The sequence below is a fragment of the Candidatus Latescibacter sp. genome, from assembly GCA_030692375.1.
Taxonomy (GTDB): domain Bacteria; phylum Latescibacterota; class Latescibacteria; order Latescibacterales; family Latescibacteraceae; genus JAUYCD01.
Map to the genome: position 1 here is coordinate 1 of JAUYCD010000255.1, position 17,518 is coordinate 17,518.

The following is a 17,518-nucleotide window of genomic DNA, read 5'->3' on the forward strand; positions in this document are numbered from 1 at the left end:
TCAAGGGATTCCCGTGTAACTTCTTCATGCGTTATTCGGAGACTGGATTTCTTCATATGCTCCTCCCTTCCGAAAAGTGGATGAAAGAAGCATACAATAATTCAGCAATTATGTCAAGTTATTTATGGGTTTACATATAATGTTGTTTAAAAGCATAAAATAATTGAAATATTATTTACTCGGAGTGTCCACAACATCTTTTCCAAGGAGGAAACAATGGCCAAGATTTACACCGAACATGACAGAAGGCTTCCCCGTACCCCGGAAGAACCGTTTTTGACACCCGGATACATTCCCACCTCTGCAGCCATGATCAGCGTCGCCGACCCCGACAGCGGGATACCGAACATCATGCCCCTGATCGGATGGGGATTCCTGAACCGTCTGCCCCTTCTCTTGGGGATGGCGATCTGTGTGGAAGATTACAACAATGACTATTTTCCCCGCGGCACCGGCGATCTCATGCGGAAAACCATGGATTTTGCGCTGAATATCCCTACCGAGGCGCAGCGTGAGATTGTAACCGAAACCGGCCGCCTCTCCCGGCACAAAGACCCAAAAGTTGACAAGTTCAAGGCGCTCGGCCTGACAGCGGGCCCGGGACGGAGAATCAAATCCCCGTACATTGTGGAATGCCCGATCAATTACGAATGTGTGGTGAGGGCCATCATCAATCAGGGATCGCATGACCTCTTTTTGGGAGAAGTGGTCGGATGCTTCACCGATGGCGAGGTGATCGAATGCAAAACCGAGCAGGGGAACGATTACATCACCATGAAACGTGCGGACGGATCCATTCTTACCCTGGGCTGGAATACCCTGATGAAGGAGATAAAATAGCCCAAAGGGCTGTATCTTACATCTTTGCTTCTATCTCGCTGATGGTGCTCTCCACAGCTTCTTTATCCGGCATGACACCGGTCTCTTCAAAAATAGCGAGGGCTTGACGGAGATGGGTGAGCGCTTCCGGGAGGTCTCCCTTTTTATAGTGGATGATTCCGATACTTCCCAGGTCCTGGCCCTCTCCCCTGCGGTCTCCGAGCTCACGGTCGATTTCCAGGGCGTCGGTATGGTATTCCAGAGCCAGATCCAGCTCTCCCCTGGTCTGGTAGATGAGCCCGATATTGCCCAGCGACTGTGACTCACCCCGTCTCGAACCGATCGATTCATGGATTTCCAGGGCTTTTTTCAAGCAGCGGAGCGCGGCGTCCAGGTCGCCTTTGATCTGATGGATAAGCCCGATATTTCCCAAATCCTGTGCTTCACCGGGACTGTTTTCGGTTTCACGGTGAATAACGAGTGCATCGTTAAAGTAGGTAAGTGCAGCGTCCATGTTCCCGCTGTCAAGAAAGATGAGTCCGATCTGTACCAGGTCCTGAGCTTCACCTGCACGGTTTGCAGTCAGCCGGTCGAGTTCCAGGGCTTCGGTGAAATATTTCATTGCGAAATCCAGTCCCATCTCCGAATCGTTCCGACGTTTGTGGACCTGGCCGAGATGGCGAAGATTGCCGGCTTCATACTCTTTGAGGCCGTTTTCACGGCAAACTGCAAGCGCATCCAAAAGATTCTTCAGCGCTCTGTCCAGGTCCCCTTTTTCATAGTACATTATCCCCATGTTGCCGAGAGCGATGGCCCGAACTGCCTGATTCTTCGCTTTTTCTCCCAATTCGAGAGCGTTTTCAGCATGACGGAGGGCCTTGGAAATGTATCCCTCCAGGTATTCGATGACCGCAAGTTTCAGGAAAAGGCCGGGGCTTATGAGATTACGCTCGTGGAGAAGAGAGATGATTTTCGCCGCTTTTTCGCTGTTGCCTTGAAATACGGGCATGGAATGGGTATCGAGGATGGTCGGAACATCCTTCAGCACATCCTCCACAAGCTCCACCGCTGCAAGGTCGGTTTCATCCCGTTCGGTTTTCAGCTTTCTGTTCTTCAAAAACTGCCGGATCATCAACAACATGAGAATTGCGAGGAGTAAAGCAAGAACGCCGGCAAGAACGATCATCGGCTGAGAAGTATACACTTTTACCAGTTCCGTCATGGTCTCTCTCCGATGCTTTTTTGAAACTCCGGTCTCTTTCAGTTAGTCAAATATAACAAAAAAAAACCGGCAAGCAATACCGAAGGGAATTACAGGGTATGATTTCAACAGGAAAAGAAGAAAAAAATTCAAAACTTTATCAGCATGAAATTCTGAACCGCTTTATCAGGGTGTACTGCTCAGCTCATCATGGGACAAAAGAAGACGAATTGTGTGAGGAATGCGCCGACCTCTCCAATTATGCGAAAGAACGCCTCTCCCGGTGTCCGTATGACCCCAAGCCTGCCTGCAAGAAATGCCGTACTCACTGCTATAAGCCCGCCTACCGGGCGAAAATCCGCGAGGTGATGCGGTTTTCCGGCCTGTATTTCATCAAACGGGGAAGGCTGGATATGTTCATAAAGTATTTCTTATAAAAATAGTGACAAAGAGACAAAGAGACAAAGCAGCAAAGTATTTTTTGCTTTAACTTTGTCACTCTGTCACTCTGTCTCTTTGTCACTTTTTTAATCAAACAATCCCTTTCCCCAGTCTTTTCCCGGCCCCGGAGCGGTCCAGTTTTCCGGAAGATCGGTCACCCTGACAGGGGCGCCGCCCCGCTCCGCCGCCGAATAAAATCCGGTCAGAAACACCCGCGTTTTTTCAAGAATCGATTCATGGGTTTCAGGCATGCGGCCGGTTTCGAACATCTTCTGCATAGCCAGCACCGGCTGCAGGAACATGAACACCAGCCTGTCCCATTCGCCGGATTCCCACCCGAAATCCTGCTGGAAATAGTTCGAGCCGGTGGTGTAGAGCTTGATGGAAGCGTTCGTCCCTGCGCTTGTCTGGTGAAGGTTGGCGTAGAAGACCTTGCCGTCCTTGACCCGTGGGGCGTATTCGAGGACGCAGACCCCGTTAGGAGCATGCCAGTCAGGAGTGATGTAACTGACCGCCTGCACTCCGCTGCCGAGACAGGCATGAAGCCAGTAAATGCCGTGGATGCCGTGCGAGGGATAATCGCTCATGGAGTTCGTCGCCTGCACCCCGATAAGCGGCCCCATGGTTTTTACCCTGTTCCGCACGATGTTCACTTCCTTGACATACTCGTGGGTGTCGCCGCACATGATGGGTGTGCCGGTTTTTTTGGAGAGGTCGACTATCATTGTGGCCTTTTCCATGGAATAGGCGAACGGGCGGTTGATGAAAATCGGAGTGCCCGCTTCCAGGTAAGGTTTGGACAGCTCGTAGAAGTAATGGGCGGAGATGAAATCTGAAAGGATCACTCCATCCACTTTTCCGGCCATGTCGGAAAAATTCGTTACCGTTTCGCAGCCGTATTTTTTGGCAAAGTTACTGGCCACCTCCGGATTTTTATCCCATACCTTGGTCATTACCATGCCGGTCAGACGTGTCCACGGCTCTCCGGGGGGATTGATCAGCGGCCCCCAGAGGGAATCGATGTGTGTCTGCCCCGGTGTGGCGACGAGAACTCCGATTTCCATAAGCTCAACCGCGGAAGGGCCTTTTCGCTTGAACCGGGGACGCTCCGTTGCCAGGGCAGTTTTTCCGGCGAGCGCTCCGGCAGCCATGACTCCGCTTCCGAGGAGCATCTGACGGCGGGTGGGTTTCTTTTTCATTGTTCATCCTTCCCTTTTGCCCATGCTTTCCAGGACGGGCGGTCCCAGAGATTGGAGGGCGCCTCCCAGTCAGCCGGAACATCCTCCAACGCTACCGGCGCCCCCTTCTTTTCCAGGTGCGAGTAGAAACCGGCGAGAAAGATTTCCGTCCGGTGACGGAGATTTTCCAGGCTCTGAACCATGCGGCCTTCCTCGATCATGCGCTGGAAATTGAGAATCACCGGGCCGAACACATGGTGATACCGCTCCCATGTGTTCGCTCCCCATGTCAGATTCTCCTCGTACCATTTTCCGCGGCCGTACACCTTGATGGATGCGGAAGTCAGCCCTCCCTGAATCTCCTGCAGCGCCGCATAGAATACTTTGCCGCCTTCCGCACGGGGAGCGTATTCCAGGATCACACTCCCGTTGGGAACTTTCCAGTCCGGGGTCTGGTAGCTCACGCGCCTCACCCCGCCGCCGATGCAGGCGAGAATCCAGTTGATGCCGTGGATGCCGTGGGAGGCATAATCGCTCATGGAGTTGGTGGCGTCTACCGCCATGAGCGGCTCCAGATCGGCGGTCATCTTGCGGACTGTGGCGGTCTCTTTCACATTCTCGAATTCATCGCCGTAGAAGATAGGAGTTCCCGTGCTTTTCACCAGATCGAGCAGTCTGTAAAGTTTTTGCCGCGAGTAGGCGAAGGGACGGTTGAGGAAAAGGGGTATCCCGGCCTCCAGGTAGGGTTTGGAAAGCTCGTAAAAGTAGGGCGCCGTGGCAATATCGGTGAGCATGACCGCATCCACCCTGCCTATCATGTCAGTGAAGGATTTGACCGGTTTCACATCATATTTCCGCGCGAAATTCCCGGCGATTTTCTCGTCCGCATCCCACACCATGGTCATGCGCATGCCGGTCGCGCGTATGAATGTGGTGTTCTGATCGGAAATCGGATTGATCTGGGGGCCGTAGATTTCGGAAATATGGGAAAGCCCGGGAGCGCACCCGATGATCCCGATCTCTATCAGCTCGGGAGAGGAGGGAGTTTTGCGGCGGAAAGTCGGTTTTTTCGCGGCGATACGTGTTCCTTCCTGTTCTGCCATTTTGTTTGCCCGGTTAAGGTTGTGAAGTTGTATATCCCCCCTGCCTGTCGGCATCCCCCCTTAATAAGGGGGGCAGGGGGGATCATCTTTTATCATGTGCATCACACGCATCAGTGGTTCAGACAGTCTTTTCGCTTTCACATTTTATCCACCCGCTTCATGAACTCATCGAATACCAGAAATGAAATCTCCACACAATCCAGCGGCACACTGGATGCGTTGTCATCGGGACGGTGATAGACGGGCAGGGTTTTTTCGTCATAGCCGCGGCTGTTGGCATGAAAGGCTTTCGCCCCGGAGGGCCTGAAGGGATCCGAATCCATGACAAAACCGTCGCTGTCGTCATATTTCGGGACAGCATTGATATGTAAATCGCTGTGAATAGCCCGTATGATATCTTTCAGGTCATTATCTTTTGAAGATATCCACAGATTCGGACCATAGGTGAGGGAGTCGAAATTCGCGACATACCGGATGTTTTTCATGGTGCCGTCTGTCATTCGTTTCGCCCCATAGTGTTTTGCTCCAAACATTCCGAATTCTTCGGCGTCGGTTGCAACGAAGGTCAGGGTGTGGTCGGAAACCCTTCCGGCGGCGGCATGAGCCATCATGAGCATGACTATAACGGAAGCGGTGTTATCGTTGGCGCCCGGCGCACAGTATACCGTGTCGGCGTGAGCGACCACGAGAATCTCATCTGTACGTTTACCCGGAAGTCTTCCTATGATGTTCAAACCTGTAGCGTTGGGAGTATAACGCACCCGGGCTTTCATTCTGGCAGGAGTTTTATCTCTCACCGCATTCTCGAGGAGAGGGACATCCTGCTTGCCCACTCCGAATGAAGGGATCGAGGGAGGATTCGTGCGGCCCTGGTAATGGGTAATCGCCTTGCCATAGGTGCTGATGGTTATCTGCGCCCTGGCTTTGCCGGTTGAGGGGTCAACAAGCGAGAATCCTCCTCCGCTTTTTTTCAGGATGCCGCTGATCCCTTCTGGCGGGGTTCCCTCGCCGCCGAAGGAGGGGAAAGTCTCGATGTCCTGTCCGCCCAGGATAAACTCCGGTTTCCCCAGAAGCTCCCAAAGCGCTATATCGAACCGGTCAAACTCGACCGACGGCAGCGAAAGCTCCATTTCCCGCTTTATAATCTGTGCGGCCCGGTGAAAAGCCGGAGTGCCTGTGGGGTGCGGTCCGATATCCGTGCACAGTTTTTTCAAAAGCTTTTGGGTATAATCCAGCCTTTTCTGCGGTGTATCGACCAGCTCGCCATCCCGTGGGGATTTTACTAAAAAACTGCTGCACCCGGCCATTGACAGGAGTGGCGCGCTCCCTATCAAGGCTGCAAAATCTCGCCTTTTCATGACTATATTCCCCTTTTTAAAAAGAACATGAACTGCGGCTCATCTTTTCTTTACCTGAAAATAGTGTGTTGTACATCGAGAGACAAAGATAATTTTTTTCCGAGTATGCAATTAGCCCGAATTATTCACAAACTTACTGTAACATTTTCTTAACTCTTTTTTAAACAAATACTTATTATTAATTTTGGAAGGCAGCCCCCTAAATCCCCCGAAGGGGGACTTTTCGTGGTAAAGATGAAAATGCGAAAGTTTAACTTTTTTAAAAAACAGATTAAGCCTTGTATTGCAGTCTTTTAAGTCCCCCTTTGGGGGATTTAGGGGGCTGTAGTTTAACACTCACAGAGACTAAAATCTCTTTTAAATGCATAATTCGGGCTAGATAGGGTTAAGGAAAAAGCCTTGAAGAAATGCGATGTCTGTTATATTTTATCTCTCGTGATGTACAAAGAAGTTTGTCGCATTTCTTACCTGAACTCTGTGTAAGGCCTTATCAACCATGATGAAACTTATCCAGGAAATGAAGCTGACCCAGAAACTGGATTTTCGCATGATCCAGTCTCTGAAGCTTCTTCCGCTCAATATCATGCAGCTTGAGCAGCGTATCAATGAAGAGCTCGAGCTCAATCCCATGCTTCAGGCTGAGGAGTCCGAGGAACAGATTCAGGAAAAACCGCAGAGTGCGGCGGATGACCGCGGGCAGATCACGACTGCCTCCGATGAGACTGAGCATAACGGGGATTTCACCGAAGCCGAATGGATGCGATATATAGAAGACGGTTTCGAGCACGATTACGGGGGACTGGATGAGACCGACTACAACGTCGAGGAACGCGAACCCACCCATGCCTATACGTCCACCCTGGCTGACCATCTCACCGAACAGCTAGGGATGGTGGTAAAAAACGAGAGTGACCGTGAGATAGGGGAATTCATCATAGGTTCAATCAACGATGAAGGATTTCTAGCGCTCTCCGACCGTGAAATTGCTAATGATCTTCAGTGTCCCATAGAAGATGTACAACGGATGGTCGCGGTGATCCAGCAGTTCGACCCGCCCGGAGTCGGCGCCCGTGACCTGAAGGAAACCCTTCTCATCCAGCTTCAGGAAAAAGGCTTGGGGGACAGCCTCGCCTGGAAAGCGGTCCACGACCACTTTGACGATTTCACCAACCGCAGGATCAAGAATATCATCAAGGGCCTCCAGATCACTGAAGAAGACATGAAGGTTATTATGGCAGAAATCGGCGCGCTCTCCCCACGGCCGGGGGCGGTTTACAGCCAGGGGGCGAGCACTGCCATTATCCCCGATATCTTCGTGGAGAAGATCGAGGGAGACTACATTGTCATGCTCAACGACCGTTACGTTCCCCAGCTGACAATCAGCTCCAACTACCGGAGACTCCTCGACAAAAATGCCGGCACTCCCCCGGAAACCCGCAAATACCTGGTGGACAAGCTTAACAGCGCCAAATGGTTTATCAATTCCATCGAACAGCGTCGTTCCACCATCCTCAAGGTCTCCCGCGCCATAGTGGACCGTCAGAAGGAGTTTCTGGATCACGGGGTCACCCACCTGAAACCCATGACCCTCCAGGATATCGCCGACACGGTCGGGGTGGCCATCTCCACGGTGCAGCGGGTTACTACGAGCAAATACATGCAAACACCTCAGGGGGTGTACGAGCTCAAGTATTTCTTCACCCAGAGAATCTCTTCATTGGACGGCTCGGATGATTTCTCGGCAAAAACGGTGAAAGAGCGGCTGAAAGTACTTATCAGCGAGGAAAATCCCCAAAAACCCCTTTCCGACCAGAAGCTTACCAAAATTCTCAACACTGAAGGCATCGATATTTCCCGCCGCGCCATCGCGAAATACCGTGACGAGCTCCAGATTTCTCCCGCAAGGCTCCGGAAAGAGCTGTAGGGATAGCCTGAACCCTTTTGATCCCCCCTGTCAAGTCATAAAAAATGGTTACCTGGAATTTCCGTAAAAAATCACGGCTGGAATTCAAAATATCTCTTTACCATTTCAGGGAAACCAGGTTATTTACTACATCGGAAAACGATTATTTTTATGATGGTATTTTGATGAAATCCGAGGAAAGGAGAGGCGCCATGAATTGTCTGGGATTGTTGTCAGGAATCGCGTTTATTGCTTTTGTCGCTGTCTCGGCAGTTGAGGCGGAAGAGGGGGATGCGGGATACAAGCCCTCCCAATCCAATCTGGAAGCACGCTCCTGGTTCCAGGATGCCAAATTCGGGCTGTTCGTGCACTGGGGTGTGTACAGCGTCCTCGGTAAAGCCGAATGGGTGATGAACCAGGATAAAATTCCCATCTCAGAGTATGAAAAGCTTCCTCCCCAGTTCAACCCGGTGAAGTTCGACCCCGACGAGTGGTGCCGCATGGTCAAGGATGCCGGCATGAAGTATATCACCATCACCAGCAAACACCATGACGGTTTCGCCATGTTCGGCAGCAAGGTGAGCGATTACAACATAGTGGACCGCACCCCCTATAAAAAAGATGTGCTCAGGATGCTCGCCGACGCCTGCGAGCGGAACGGCATCAAGCTGTTCTTTTACCATTCCCAACTCGACTGGCATAATCCCGATTACTTCCCCCGGGGAAGAACCGGGCAGGACTATACCGGAAGGCCTGAAAGCGGCGACTGGTACAAATACCTCGACTACATGGACGGCCAGCTCCGGGAGATCTGCACCAATTACGGGAAGATCGGAGGCATCTGGTTCGACGGCATGTGGGACAAACCAGAGGCGGACTGGCGGCTCGGAAAAACATTCAGGATGATTCACCAGCTTCAGCCGCAGGCCATGATCGGCAACAACCATCACCGTGCGCCCTATCCCGGGGAGGATTTCCAGATGTTCGAGAAAGGTCTTCCCGGTCAGGATCCGTTCAGCCGGGACAAGAGCGTTTCCGCGCTTCCCCTTGAGACCTGCGAGACCATGAACAATTCCTGGGGATACAACAAGAGCGACAAGAATTTCAAGAGCACACAAGACCTGGTACAGTACCTGGTCAAGGCCGCCGGTAACAACGCCAATTTCCTCCTCAATGTCGGCCCCATGCCGGACGGTACTATTCAGCCCGAATTTAAAAAGCATCTTGCTGAAATGGGCGCATGGCTGAGGACAAATGGCAACTCCGTTTACGGCACCCGCGGCGGCCCCGTTCCGCCGCAGTCCTGGGGGGTCACAACCCAGAAAGCGGGAACCGTGTATCTCCACATACTCTCCGCTTCGGAAAAGGCGGTGGCGGTGCCGGATTTCGGGAAGAAGATAAGGAGCGCCGCGCTGCTGAACGGTACGAAAGTGGAATTCGCTTCGACCGGGCTGGGGACGATTTTTCGTCTTCCCAAAACCGGGAGGGACCCGTTCGATACGGTGGTGGCGCTTGATGTGCAGTAAAAAATATCCGTGCGGATACAGGTGCAGGCAGATCCTGAAACGGTTTTATCGTTCCCGTGAAGCGGCAACAAGTTCAGGATGACACGCGTCATGCCGAACTTGTTTCGGCATCTATAGATGAATGTATATCACTATCGGAAGGAAATAATCATGAAGAAGTGTTTCGCAATCCTTGTCGCTGTCTCGGCAGCATTCCTCACCGTTCAGAATTCCTCCGCCGACCGTGCAGCCGATGCTTACATGAAAGCTGTCGAGCAGGGAGATGTTTCCGCCGCCTACAAGGCTCAGTCCTACCTGGAGCCGCCCTACTGCTATGACCTGAACCGCTGGCACGGGGTGAAATTCGTGAAGGCGGTCAACGGCCGTGTGGTGCTGCCTTCTTTCCCGTTCCTCTACCAGGACATGACCCATCTCAAGGTCCGCAAGCTGTATGTGCGCGCAGGGCTGGAAGAGATGATCAAAGGCTCGAAGACAGACCTCGATCTTATCGTCCGGATTTCCGACTGGGCGAACAAGCAGTGGGGACATACCCAGCCTCTTCCGTACCCGACCTGGGACGCCCATGAGATTCTCGACCGGGTGGAAAAGGGCGACGCCTTCTGGTGTACTTTCAAAGCCGACCTGTTTGTCCAGGCCTGCAATGCGGCGGGGCTTACCGCCCGCATCCTTGGGATCAATCCTTTCAATGAGGCCGCGCACACGGTGGCCGAGGTCTACAACAACGACCTCCGCAAATGGATGCTCGTGGACGCCTGGATAAACTGCTGGTTCGAAAAGGACGGAGTCCCCCTGAGCGCCCTCGAAGTGCATAAGGCGCGGGGGAAGCTCGATGGCGTCTACATGCACTTCGGCGCGAACGGACGCGGCACCGAGTACTGGGATGTCAAGGCCGGCAAGGCGGGCGCCCTCAAGTACGTAAACGCCCGCATTCCCGCTTCGGAAGACCCCAACAAAGGGTTGCTCAACATGTATGATGATTACCGGATCGTCATGCGCAACGACCAGACCGTGCATCCCCAGTCCAAGGAAGTGATCATGGTGGACGGTTTCATCGTGCCCTACAATTCACGCGGCGGCGAGTGGTGGGGTCCGCAGCTTCACTGGGTGGACGAGTTTACCCCTCTCCAGATCACCTGCGCCAACTCAGGAGAGGTTTCTGATTTCCAGTGGCCGCTGAACGAGGTCAAAGTCGACCTGATGAAAACATCCGTGCCGGGCGCGCCCTGCGTCCTCAAGGCGACATCTGCCACCAATACCCCGAACTTCGACCGCTACCTCCTTGAAGTTGACGGCAAAACTGTTCCCATCGACGGCGATGTCTATGTCTGGAAGCTTAACAAGGGTCTCAACTCTCTGAAAATCGCCTCGGTGAACGCTGTCGGCAGGAAAGGGTTTCCCAGCGAATTTGTCATCGAGTATGACCCGACAGCCGCCGACCACTCACGGCATGTAGATGTGGTATTGAAAAATCCCGGATTCGAGGATGCCGCCCCCTCGAAGGACAAAACGGTTCTGAAACCGGCGAACTGGGGAACCATCTTTTCAAACCCGTTCCAGTGCGAGGAATTTGCGCTGGATGATAAGGTGAAACATTCCGGCAAGTACTCCCTCAGGGCCGTTCCCAAAAAAGACCCCCAAACAGGGGTGGAGTATGCATTTATTGTGAAGAGCGACAATTTCCAGGTGAATGCCGCCACCGATGTAATCTACTCGATCTGGCTCCGGGCGGCGGCGGACAACACTCCGGTGGACATCGCGCTCCTCGAATCCGAATACAAGGGCCAGGGAACCTACCACCAGCGGGTCATGGTCGGCAGAGAGTGGCGGAAGTACGATCTCCCCTGCCGTCTCCACAACTGGATAAACCAGGTTTATGTCGGATTCAAGGTGTATACCGGAACCGTCTGGGGGGATGATGCGCAGATTGTGGAAGTAAAACGGTGATTAATGTCAACCTCACCCGGCCTTCAGCCACCCTCTCCTAATTAGGAGAGGGTAAAGACATAGCCAGCAATGAGTTACCCCCTCTCCTGACTAGGAGAGGGGGCAGGGGGTGAGGTTTAAAAACACCAGAAAATAATGTAAAAAATACTTTTTTGCCGGATCATCTTCAATGAATTATCAAGAAATACCTACCTGATAGCATGCTCGGAAAAAGAAACCGGGAGGGAAAATGAAACGGTGTGAATTTTTACAGAAAGTAATGACGGCGGCTCTTCTTTTTGTATTTCCGGCCCCCTCCTGTTTAGCCCAGACTGCCCAGAGTCAGGCCAAAGGCCCGGATGTGTTGATCGTCTATTCTTCGGGCAACAAGCCGGTCGACGGAGGGCAGCCCGACGCGATGACTACCCCGACTCCCGGCAATGAAAACATGAAGACTGTTACCGATAAACTTGCGGCGTCGCTCTCTTCCAAAAAGCTCACCGTCCGGGTGGCTCTGGCGCACGAAATTAAAACACCCGATGAAATCTTCTCCTCACGGATCCTGGTGGTAGGCAGCCCCTCCTATTTCTGGAATGTGAGCTGGCAGATTAAAAAATTCTTCGACGAGCGCTTCTCAGAAATGTCCTCCCGGAAAGAACGCCTGGGCAAACATCCTGTTGCCGCTTACACACAGGCCGGAGGCAAGGACGGCGCCGACCTGACCATCGCCGCCGTCCGTGAAGCGGTCAACCGCTGGAACGGTACATTCGGGCCGACCATGACCCTGCTCGCCGGGAACAAACCGGAGGAGGTGAAGCAGACGGTGGAAAAATTCGCAGGGGAGATCGCGGCGCTTTTGAAATAGGGATGAGCAATGAGGCCAAGATTCCCGCTTCTCATTTTGTGTGCGGTGGTGGCCCGCCCCGGGCATGAATCAGAAAGTGGTGGTGAGCAGGTGAAAATGATAGTAGACAGTATTTTACTCATTTTTGTGAAATAGATGCCGAAACGGTTTCATCGTTCCCGAGAAGCGGCAACAAGTTCGGCATGACATGTGTCATCCTGAACTTGTTTCAGGATCTAAGTACTCTATCCAAACTCAAGGAGATGTTACAGTATAAATATGAGGCCCATACATGCTCAGCGAACCTACAAGAAAAATCGTCGTACCGGCGTCGTCACCTCTCAGCGAAGATGATTACCGGGAATTTCTCCTCCGGGCATACAGGCTCTTTGCACGGTTTCCCCAGTATTTTGCGCCGGATGAAACCATCGACGCCCTGGAACTTGCCCATGTCATCCCCTCGGTGCCGGAAACGATCATTTCCATCTATGTAGGCATCAACGATGCGGTCTGCAACAAGGGGCTGATAACTCCGTTTCTCGTCCGCCACAGCCATAACAGCGTGTTCGTCTTCGATACCCAGGTGTATTCGGGCGGGAGCGATGCGCCCTCCGGTACCGTGGACGCCCGCGAGATGCTTACCGGTTTCGAGCCGCCCAATTCCACCTGGAATCCCGGCTGGACGTATATCATGATCCAGGACCCTGCGCGGACGCCAGCCAGCCTCTGGAACGAACGGGGATACATCGATATGATCGCGGCCAAGTTCGAAGATTTCACCCTCCTCAGCGACGAAGAGAAGAGCGGCGTCTGTTTCTTCATCGACGAAAAGGCGTTCGATCACCCGGTAAACCGCGGCCGTGAATACCTGAAAGAAGCCCGCCGCCGTGGAGATAAAATGGCGCACGAGTTTGTCATCCCCAAAGACCTGGAAGGGGAGACCGAGGGACTCGCGCCGGTGATTCTCAGAAGGGGCGAAAAGCTTTATGTGGCGACAATTGATTTCCGTCCCTGCGCCCACGCCTGGAGCAATATCCATCCCGGAAATGAGGATTATGCGGTGGTGAACGAGAATTCAGCGGTGCCGCTCGATCTTATCGTTGCCAAACCCCCGGTGAATCCGAAATACAGCGCCGGTCTCATCCCGGCAAGGGGAAGCGCGGATCTTACCACCGACGCTTTTTTCCGGGGCCGCAGGGTGATCCGCCAGCCGATCCTGCAGGGAAAAGTGAGGGGATAGAACAATACAGTTCATTTAACCACGAAAAACACGAAATTTGCTTTTTGATAAAATCATTTTTTGTGTCTTTCGTGTGGTTCGTGGTTTAAAAATCTTGTACTTTTTCGTTAAAGTGAACCGTATTTGGGGATAGAAAAACAAGGATGAACGATGAAATCGTTTTGGCATCTATTCCAAATATTGGTATATTTATTCGCCGGAGCAATAACCAAATCAACTCACCTTGCAGTAAAGGAACAGACAATGGAAGAAAAGAACCGTAAAGAAACGATCGATGATGAACAACCGAACGGAGAATCCATCTCCCGCCGCCGTTTCATGAAAAAGACCACGACTACAGCCCTGGCGGGAGCAGCGGGAATATCGGGACTTGACTGCTCGGGCGCAGGAGTGAAAAGCGGCGCTCCAAAGAAGGGAATAAAGTATGTGACTCTCGGGCGCACCGGCCTCAAAGTATCCCAGTTTCTCGGCGACCGCATGGCTGACCGTAAAATGTACGAACTGGCGCTTGCGGCCGGTGTAAATTACTGGCATAAGTTCGGGCAGTGGGTGGAACCGGCGCCCTACGACCTCTTCCAGAAAATGGATCGGGATTCCTTTTACTGCGACACTGTGGTTCATACGCTCGACAAAGACAAAGCAATAGAGATATTTGAAGGCATGTTAAAAAAGAGCGGGTTGTCCCGGATCGACGGTTTCAAAGTGCATTCCGTGTATGCGCAGCCGGAAGATGTAAAAAATAAGATGGGGGTTATCCAGGCGTTCGAAATTTTAAAGAAGCAGGGCAAGACACGGTTTCTCATGCTTTCCCAGCACAATAATGTCGCCCCGGTTTTCGAAGCGGCCATCGAAAGCGACATGTTTGATCTGATCCAGGTGCCGGTAAATCCCCTCGTTCCGAGGAAAGACGCTTTCAGCTATAAAACCGACCGTCCTCAGCAGGCCCAGCAGGACGCATTCTTCAACCTCATCAAAAAGGCCCATGACAAGGGAATCGCCGTAACCGCCATGAAGGTGTTCCTGTACGGCAAGAAAAACTGGGATTCGGTGCCCGACCTCAAAGAGAAAGTAAGCAAGTACCTGCCTGATGACAAGAGCATAGCCAGGGCGCTCATCCGTTACTCTCTCAGCGTGCCCGGTGTGGTCGCCTACGGTTCCATGCTGTACAATTTCGAAGAGCTGAAAGAAAACCTTGAGGCGATCGGGGGAAAGCTCACGCTGGCTGAAGAAAAGGGGATTCATCAGTTCGCCGAAGCGATGGATTCCGGCTACTGCCGGATGTGCGGCGCCTGCGAGCGGGCGAACCCGGACGGTGTGGCGGTTTCGTCCATTCTGAGATTCAAAGGATATTACACAGGATTCAACGATCCCGAACAGGCCAGATCCCTGTATGCCGGTCTCCCCGCGCATGCCCGTGTTGAATCAGCCGGCGACCTTGAACAGTATGAGAAAGCCTGCCCGTACGGCCTTCCGGTGGCTTCCCTGCTCAGGGACGCACAGAGGATGCTTGGGTGGAGAGGGGGTAGGGGGTGAGGGCAAAACCATGAAAGGATACGCACTTCTCTTTCTCAGCATCCTTCTTTTCTCTCTTTTTTCCATTCCCGCAGCGACCGCCGAAAACCTCACGCTGGAGAACGCATACCTTAAACTCGAGTTCGATGCGGCCAGCGGCGCCTTGGTAAGCATGGTCAACAAAAAAAGCGGGTCTGAGTATATAGGGAAGGCATCCGAATATCCACCGTTTATCCTGGATGTCACCCCGGCCAACCAGAGTTATTATATACGGGATTATTCGCTCAGGGAGTTCGGGGGATTCTCGCTGGCCGACCCGGACAGTATCTCTCTCGTTCCGGGCGATATCAAAAGAGTGCGGGGCGGCGGCCCCATCGCCCGGGAGATTACTGCGGACAATTCCGGTAAAACGCTTACCTGCACCTACGCCATACCCCCTTCCATCAGTGTGATCACCACAGTGACGCTCCGCGACGATTCGCCGGTTACCACCTGGAAAATCCGGGTGAAGAACGATCCCGCAGTAAGGCCGAAAGAGGACCTGAGGGTGTTCCGTGTGGCATTCCCGGTGCTGGAGGGGCTTGCTCTGGGGAAGAATCATGCCGATGATTACCTCGCCCGCCCCTTCGGTCAGGGGCAGATCATCCCAGATCCGGTGAGCTACTCTTTCTTTACTCCCACAAACTGGGCAAAGCATGACAATGTCCTGACCTACATCGGCTGGGCGACCATGCCCTGGCAGGACCTCTATGATTCAGGGGGCGGCCTTTACCTCGCCAGCTATGACCCCACCTTCGAGCAGATCGACCTGGAAACCGTTCCTGACAAGAAACAGGGCGCCCTCGCAATGGATATCCGGACCCTGGTTTACCTCATGCCCGGCCAGTCCTGGGTGTCGCAGGATTTCGCGGTCGCAGTGCATGAGGGCGACTGGCGCTGGGCCGCCGACTGCTACCGTGATGCAAGCCGCTTCTTCCTCACTCCCGTTCCCAGGCCGGAATGGGTTCGGAAAGCCGACGGCTGGTTCGGAACCGGAGGCCCCAACTACAAATTCGAGGACCTGCCGGCCATGTACGAGCAGGCAAAATGGCTGGGGATAAACTATATCCAGGTCTGGTCGGAGATGCTCGAGCCGGTGGACAAGCAGGGAAACCGCAAGGGATACTATGCCTTCTTCCTGCCCGATCCCGGAAGGGGCGGCGAGCAGGCGCTCCGCGAGGCGGTGGGAAAAATCCGCGGCGACGGCGGCCATGTGGGCTTCTACTCCAACGCCTGGACGTTTGACGCCACTCTGCCCGAGCCGCTTCTGCCCTACCGTGACAAGATTCCCTCCAAATTCAAGATTCCCGACTGGTGGAAGGAGTTCCGCGCCTACGCCTCGGTCTTCCCCGACGGGAGCCGTGAGGCCGGGGATTACACCGCCAAGGGAGGCTATGCGGGGATGTGCCTGGGCGCTGAAGGCTGGCAGGATTACCTTGCCTTCTGGATCGCCGACCAGTATGTCCGTGATTATGGCGTCGATACCTGGTATCTGGACAGCTTCCCGGTGACCATGTTTTCGGCGGCGCGTGTCTGCTTCTCCACCGAGCACGGCTCAGAGCACCCCCACGGAGTCGGAAGGGGCTGCCTCCAGCTCCTGAAGAAACTGAAAGAGCGCTCCTATGGCGCAGCGAACCTTGCCATCACCTCCGAAACTGTATCGGATGCGCTCATGCAGTATCAGAGCCATGCGCTTGGGTTGGAGCTGGTGGGCAATCTCATGAACTACCCCAAGCCCGAAATCTATGCCTATTCGTTCCCGGAATTCCCCATTTTCAGCGGAACCTGCAACAACTGGAACGGGATAGCGCTGTACTATCCCGGCGAGACAAAATTCGTCCACGAGGATGCCATGAACCGTGTATTCCTCATCGGCAACCGTTTCGATATGCTCGGCTATCCGATCAAGAAAGACAACCCCTACTGGATATACATGAAAAAAATGGTCGCCCTCCGCCAGGCGGTCAAGGAGGAGTTCCTCAGCTCCCATTTCAAGGATGACATCGGCCTCGGCAGCCTTCCCCCCAAAGTGGAGGCCCGGATATTCCGGAATATCCGGGGTGAGAGCCTGACCATCACCCTGGTGGATCGCCGTGAGGTTAAAGGCGCATTCGAGCTTACAGTGGATCAGCAGAAACTGGGGACAAGTCCTCTCAGGGCCGCCTCACTCTATACTTTTGACGGGAAAAAAACCATCGGCTTGAAAAAGATGGCCGGAGGGAAGCTGATACTTTCTCTTCCGGCGCGAAAAGATATTCCGGCGGCGGTAGTGATTCGGTGATCAGAAAAAAATATTAAACTTATTTTTTCCCAGATCGTCATATAAACATAATCTGCCTAGCTAACCCGAATTATGCATGAAAACAGTATTTTAGTCTCTGTGAGCGTAAAATACAGCCCCCTAAATCCCCCGAAGGGGGACTTAAAAGAC

At 53.2% G+C, this 17,518-nt stretch carries 13 protein-coding genes; 9 read left to right on the forward strand and 4 right to left on the reverse strand.

Going from position 1 to position 17,518, the window contains the following annotated elements; genetic code table 11:
• Window positions 1-216: 216 nt before the first annotated feature.
• The gene (locus Q8O92_15360; protein ID MDP2984695.1) at window positions 217-840 is read left to right on the forward strand and encodes a flavin reductase family protein; all 624 of its coding nucleotides are present in this window, start codon (window positions 217-219) and stop codon (window positions 838-840) included.
• A gap of 16 nt (window positions 841-856) precedes the next feature.
• Here Q8O92_15360 and Q8O92_15365 read toward each other — a convergent pair whose 3' ends face one another.
• A complete protein-coding gene (locus Q8O92_15365; GenBank protein ID MDP2984696.1) occupies window positions 857-2,041 on the reverse strand; it encodes a tetratricopeptide repeat protein in 1,185 nt (394 codons plus the stop codon).
• 98 nt (window positions 2,042-2,139) lie between these two features.
• On the opposite strand from Q8O92_15365, the gene Q8O92_15370 reads away from it, so the two are divergent.
• Window positions 2,140-2,457: a nitrous oxide-stimulated promoter family protein gene (locus Q8O92_15370; GenBank protein MDP2984697.1), complete on the forward strand. Its 318-nt coding sequence runs from the start codon at window positions 2,140-2,142 to the stop codon at window positions 2,455-2,457.
• 90 nt (window positions 2,458-2,547) lie between these two features.
• Here Q8O92_15370 and Q8O92_15375 read toward each other — a convergent pair whose 3' ends face one another.
• The 3 genes from Q8O92_15375 to Q8O92_15385 all read right to left on the reverse strand — a co-directional run bounded on the left by Q8O92_15375 (window position 2,548) and on the right by Q8O92_15385 (window position 6,100).
• Window positions 2,548-3,660, reverse strand: a complete 1,113-nt coding sequence (locus Q8O92_15375; protein ID MDP2984698.1) for a Gfo/Idh/MocA family oxidoreductase — start codon at window positions 3,658-3,660, stop codon at window positions 2,548-2,550.
• Window positions 3,657-4,742, reverse strand: coding sequence for a hypothetical protein (locus tag Q8O92_15380; GenBank protein MDP2984699.1), 1,086 nt, complete (start codon window positions 4,740-4,742; stop codon window positions 3,657-3,659). Before Q8O92_15380 ends, Q8O92_15375 begins: the two co-directional genes overlap by 4 nt.
• Before the next feature lie 137 nt (window positions 4,743-4,879).
• Window positions 4,880-6,100, reverse strand: coding sequence for a M28 family metallopeptidase (locus Q8O92_15385; GenBank protein MDP2984700.1), 1,221 nt, complete (start codon window positions 6,098-6,100; stop codon window positions 4,880-4,882).
• A 496-nt stretch (window positions 6,101-6,596) separates the two neighbouring features.
• Between Q8O92_15385 and rpoN the strand changes: the two genes are divergently transcribed.
• From rpoN to Q8O92_15420, 7 genes are all read left to right on the forward strand, one after another.
• Window positions 6,597-8,024: an RNA polymerase factor sigma-54 gene (gene rpoN / locus Q8O92_15390; protein ID MDP2984701.1), complete on the forward strand. Its 1,428-nt coding sequence runs from the start codon at window positions 6,597-6,599 to the stop codon at window positions 8,022-8,024.
• A 44-nt stretch (window positions 8,025-8,068) separates the two neighbouring features.
• The gene (locus Q8O92_15395) at window positions 8,069-9,529 is read left to right on the forward strand and encodes an alpha-L-fucosidase (GenBank protein ID MDP2984702.1); all 1,461 of its coding nucleotides are present in this window, start codon (window positions 8,069-8,071) and stop codon (window positions 9,527-9,529) included.
• 150 nt (window positions 9,530-9,679) lie between these two features.
• Window positions 9,680-11,473, forward strand: coding sequence for a transglutaminase-like domain-containing protein (locus Q8O92_15400; protein ID MDP2984703.1), 1,794 nt, complete (start codon window positions 9,680-9,682; stop codon window positions 11,471-11,473).
• Between the two features lie 229 nt (window positions 11,474-11,702).
• Window positions 11,703-12,317: a hypothetical protein gene (locus Q8O92_15405; GenBank protein MDP2984704.1), complete on the forward strand. Its 615-nt coding sequence runs from the start codon at window positions 11,703-11,705 to the stop codon at window positions 12,315-12,317.
• Window positions 12,318-12,588: 271 nt separating this feature from the next.
• Window positions 12,589-13,536 (forward strand): hypothetical protein, encoded by a 948-nt coding sequence (locus Q8O92_15410; GenBank protein ID MDP2984705.1) that lies wholly within the window; start codon window positions 12,589-12,591, stop codon window positions 13,534-13,536.
• 243 nt (window positions 13,537-13,779) lie between these two features.
• Entirely contained in the window at window positions 13,780-15,069 is a 1,290-nt protein-coding gene (locus tag Q8O92_15415) for a twin-arginine translocation signal domain-containing protein (protein MDP2984706.1), read from the forward strand.
• A gap of 10 nt (window positions 15,070-15,079) precedes the next feature.
• A complete protein-coding gene (locus tag Q8O92_15420; GenBank protein MDP2984707.1) occupies window positions 15,080-17,368 on the forward strand; it encodes a DUF6259 domain-containing protein in 2,289 nt (762 codons plus the stop codon).
• Window positions 17,369-17,518 lie beyond the last annotated feature (150 nt).

Coding starts and splice junctions, on each gene's coding strand:
- Q8O92_15405 (MDP2984704.1), top strand. CDS start 11,703: ATGAAACGGTGTGAATTTTTACAGAAAGTAATGACGGCGGCTCTTCTT.
- rpoN (MDP2984701.1), top strand. CDS start 6,597: ATGATGAAACTTATCCAGGAAATGAAGCTGACCCAGAAACTGGATTTT.
- Q8O92_15420 (MDP2984707.1), top strand. CDS start 15,080: ATGAAAGGATACGCACTTCTCTTTCTCAGCATCCTTCTTTTCTCTCTT.
- Q8O92_15380 (MDP2984699.1), bottom strand. CDS start 4,742: ATGGCAGAACAGGAAGGAACACGTATCGCCGCGAAAAAACCGACTTTC.
- Q8O92_15370 (MDP2984697.1), top strand. CDS start 2,140: ATGATTTCAACAGGAAAAGAAGAAAAAAATTCAAAACTTTATCAGCAT.
- Q8O92_15410 (MDP2984705.1), top strand. CDS start 12,589: ATGCTCAGCGAACCTACAAGAAAAATCGTCGTACCGGCGTCGTCACCT.
- Q8O92_15375 (MDP2984698.1), bottom strand. CDS start 3,660: ATGAAAAAGAAACCCACCCGCCGTCAGATGCTCCTCGGAAGCGGAGTC.
- Q8O92_15360 (MDP2984695.1), top strand. CDS start 217: ATGGCCAAGATTTACACCGAACATGACAGAAGGCTTCCCCGTACCCCG.
- Q8O92_15385 (MDP2984700.1), bottom strand. CDS start 6,100: ATGAAAAGGCGAGATTTTGCAGCCTTGATAGGGAGCGCGCCACTCCTG.
- Q8O92_15415 (MDP2984706.1), top strand. CDS start 13,780: ATGGAAGAAAAGAACCGTAAAGAAACGATCGATGATGAACAACCGAAC.
- Q8O92_15395 (MDP2984702.1), top strand. CDS start 8,069: ATGGTTACCTGGAATTTCCGTAAAAAATCACGGCTGGAATTCAAAATA.
- Q8O92_15400 (MDP2984703.1), top strand. CDS start 9,680: ATGAAGAAGTGTTTCGCAATCCTTGTCGCTGTCTCGGCAGCATTCCTC.
- Q8O92_15365 (MDP2984696.1), bottom strand. CDS start 2,041: ATGACGGAACTGGTAAAAGTGTATACTTCTCAGCCGATGATCGTTCTT.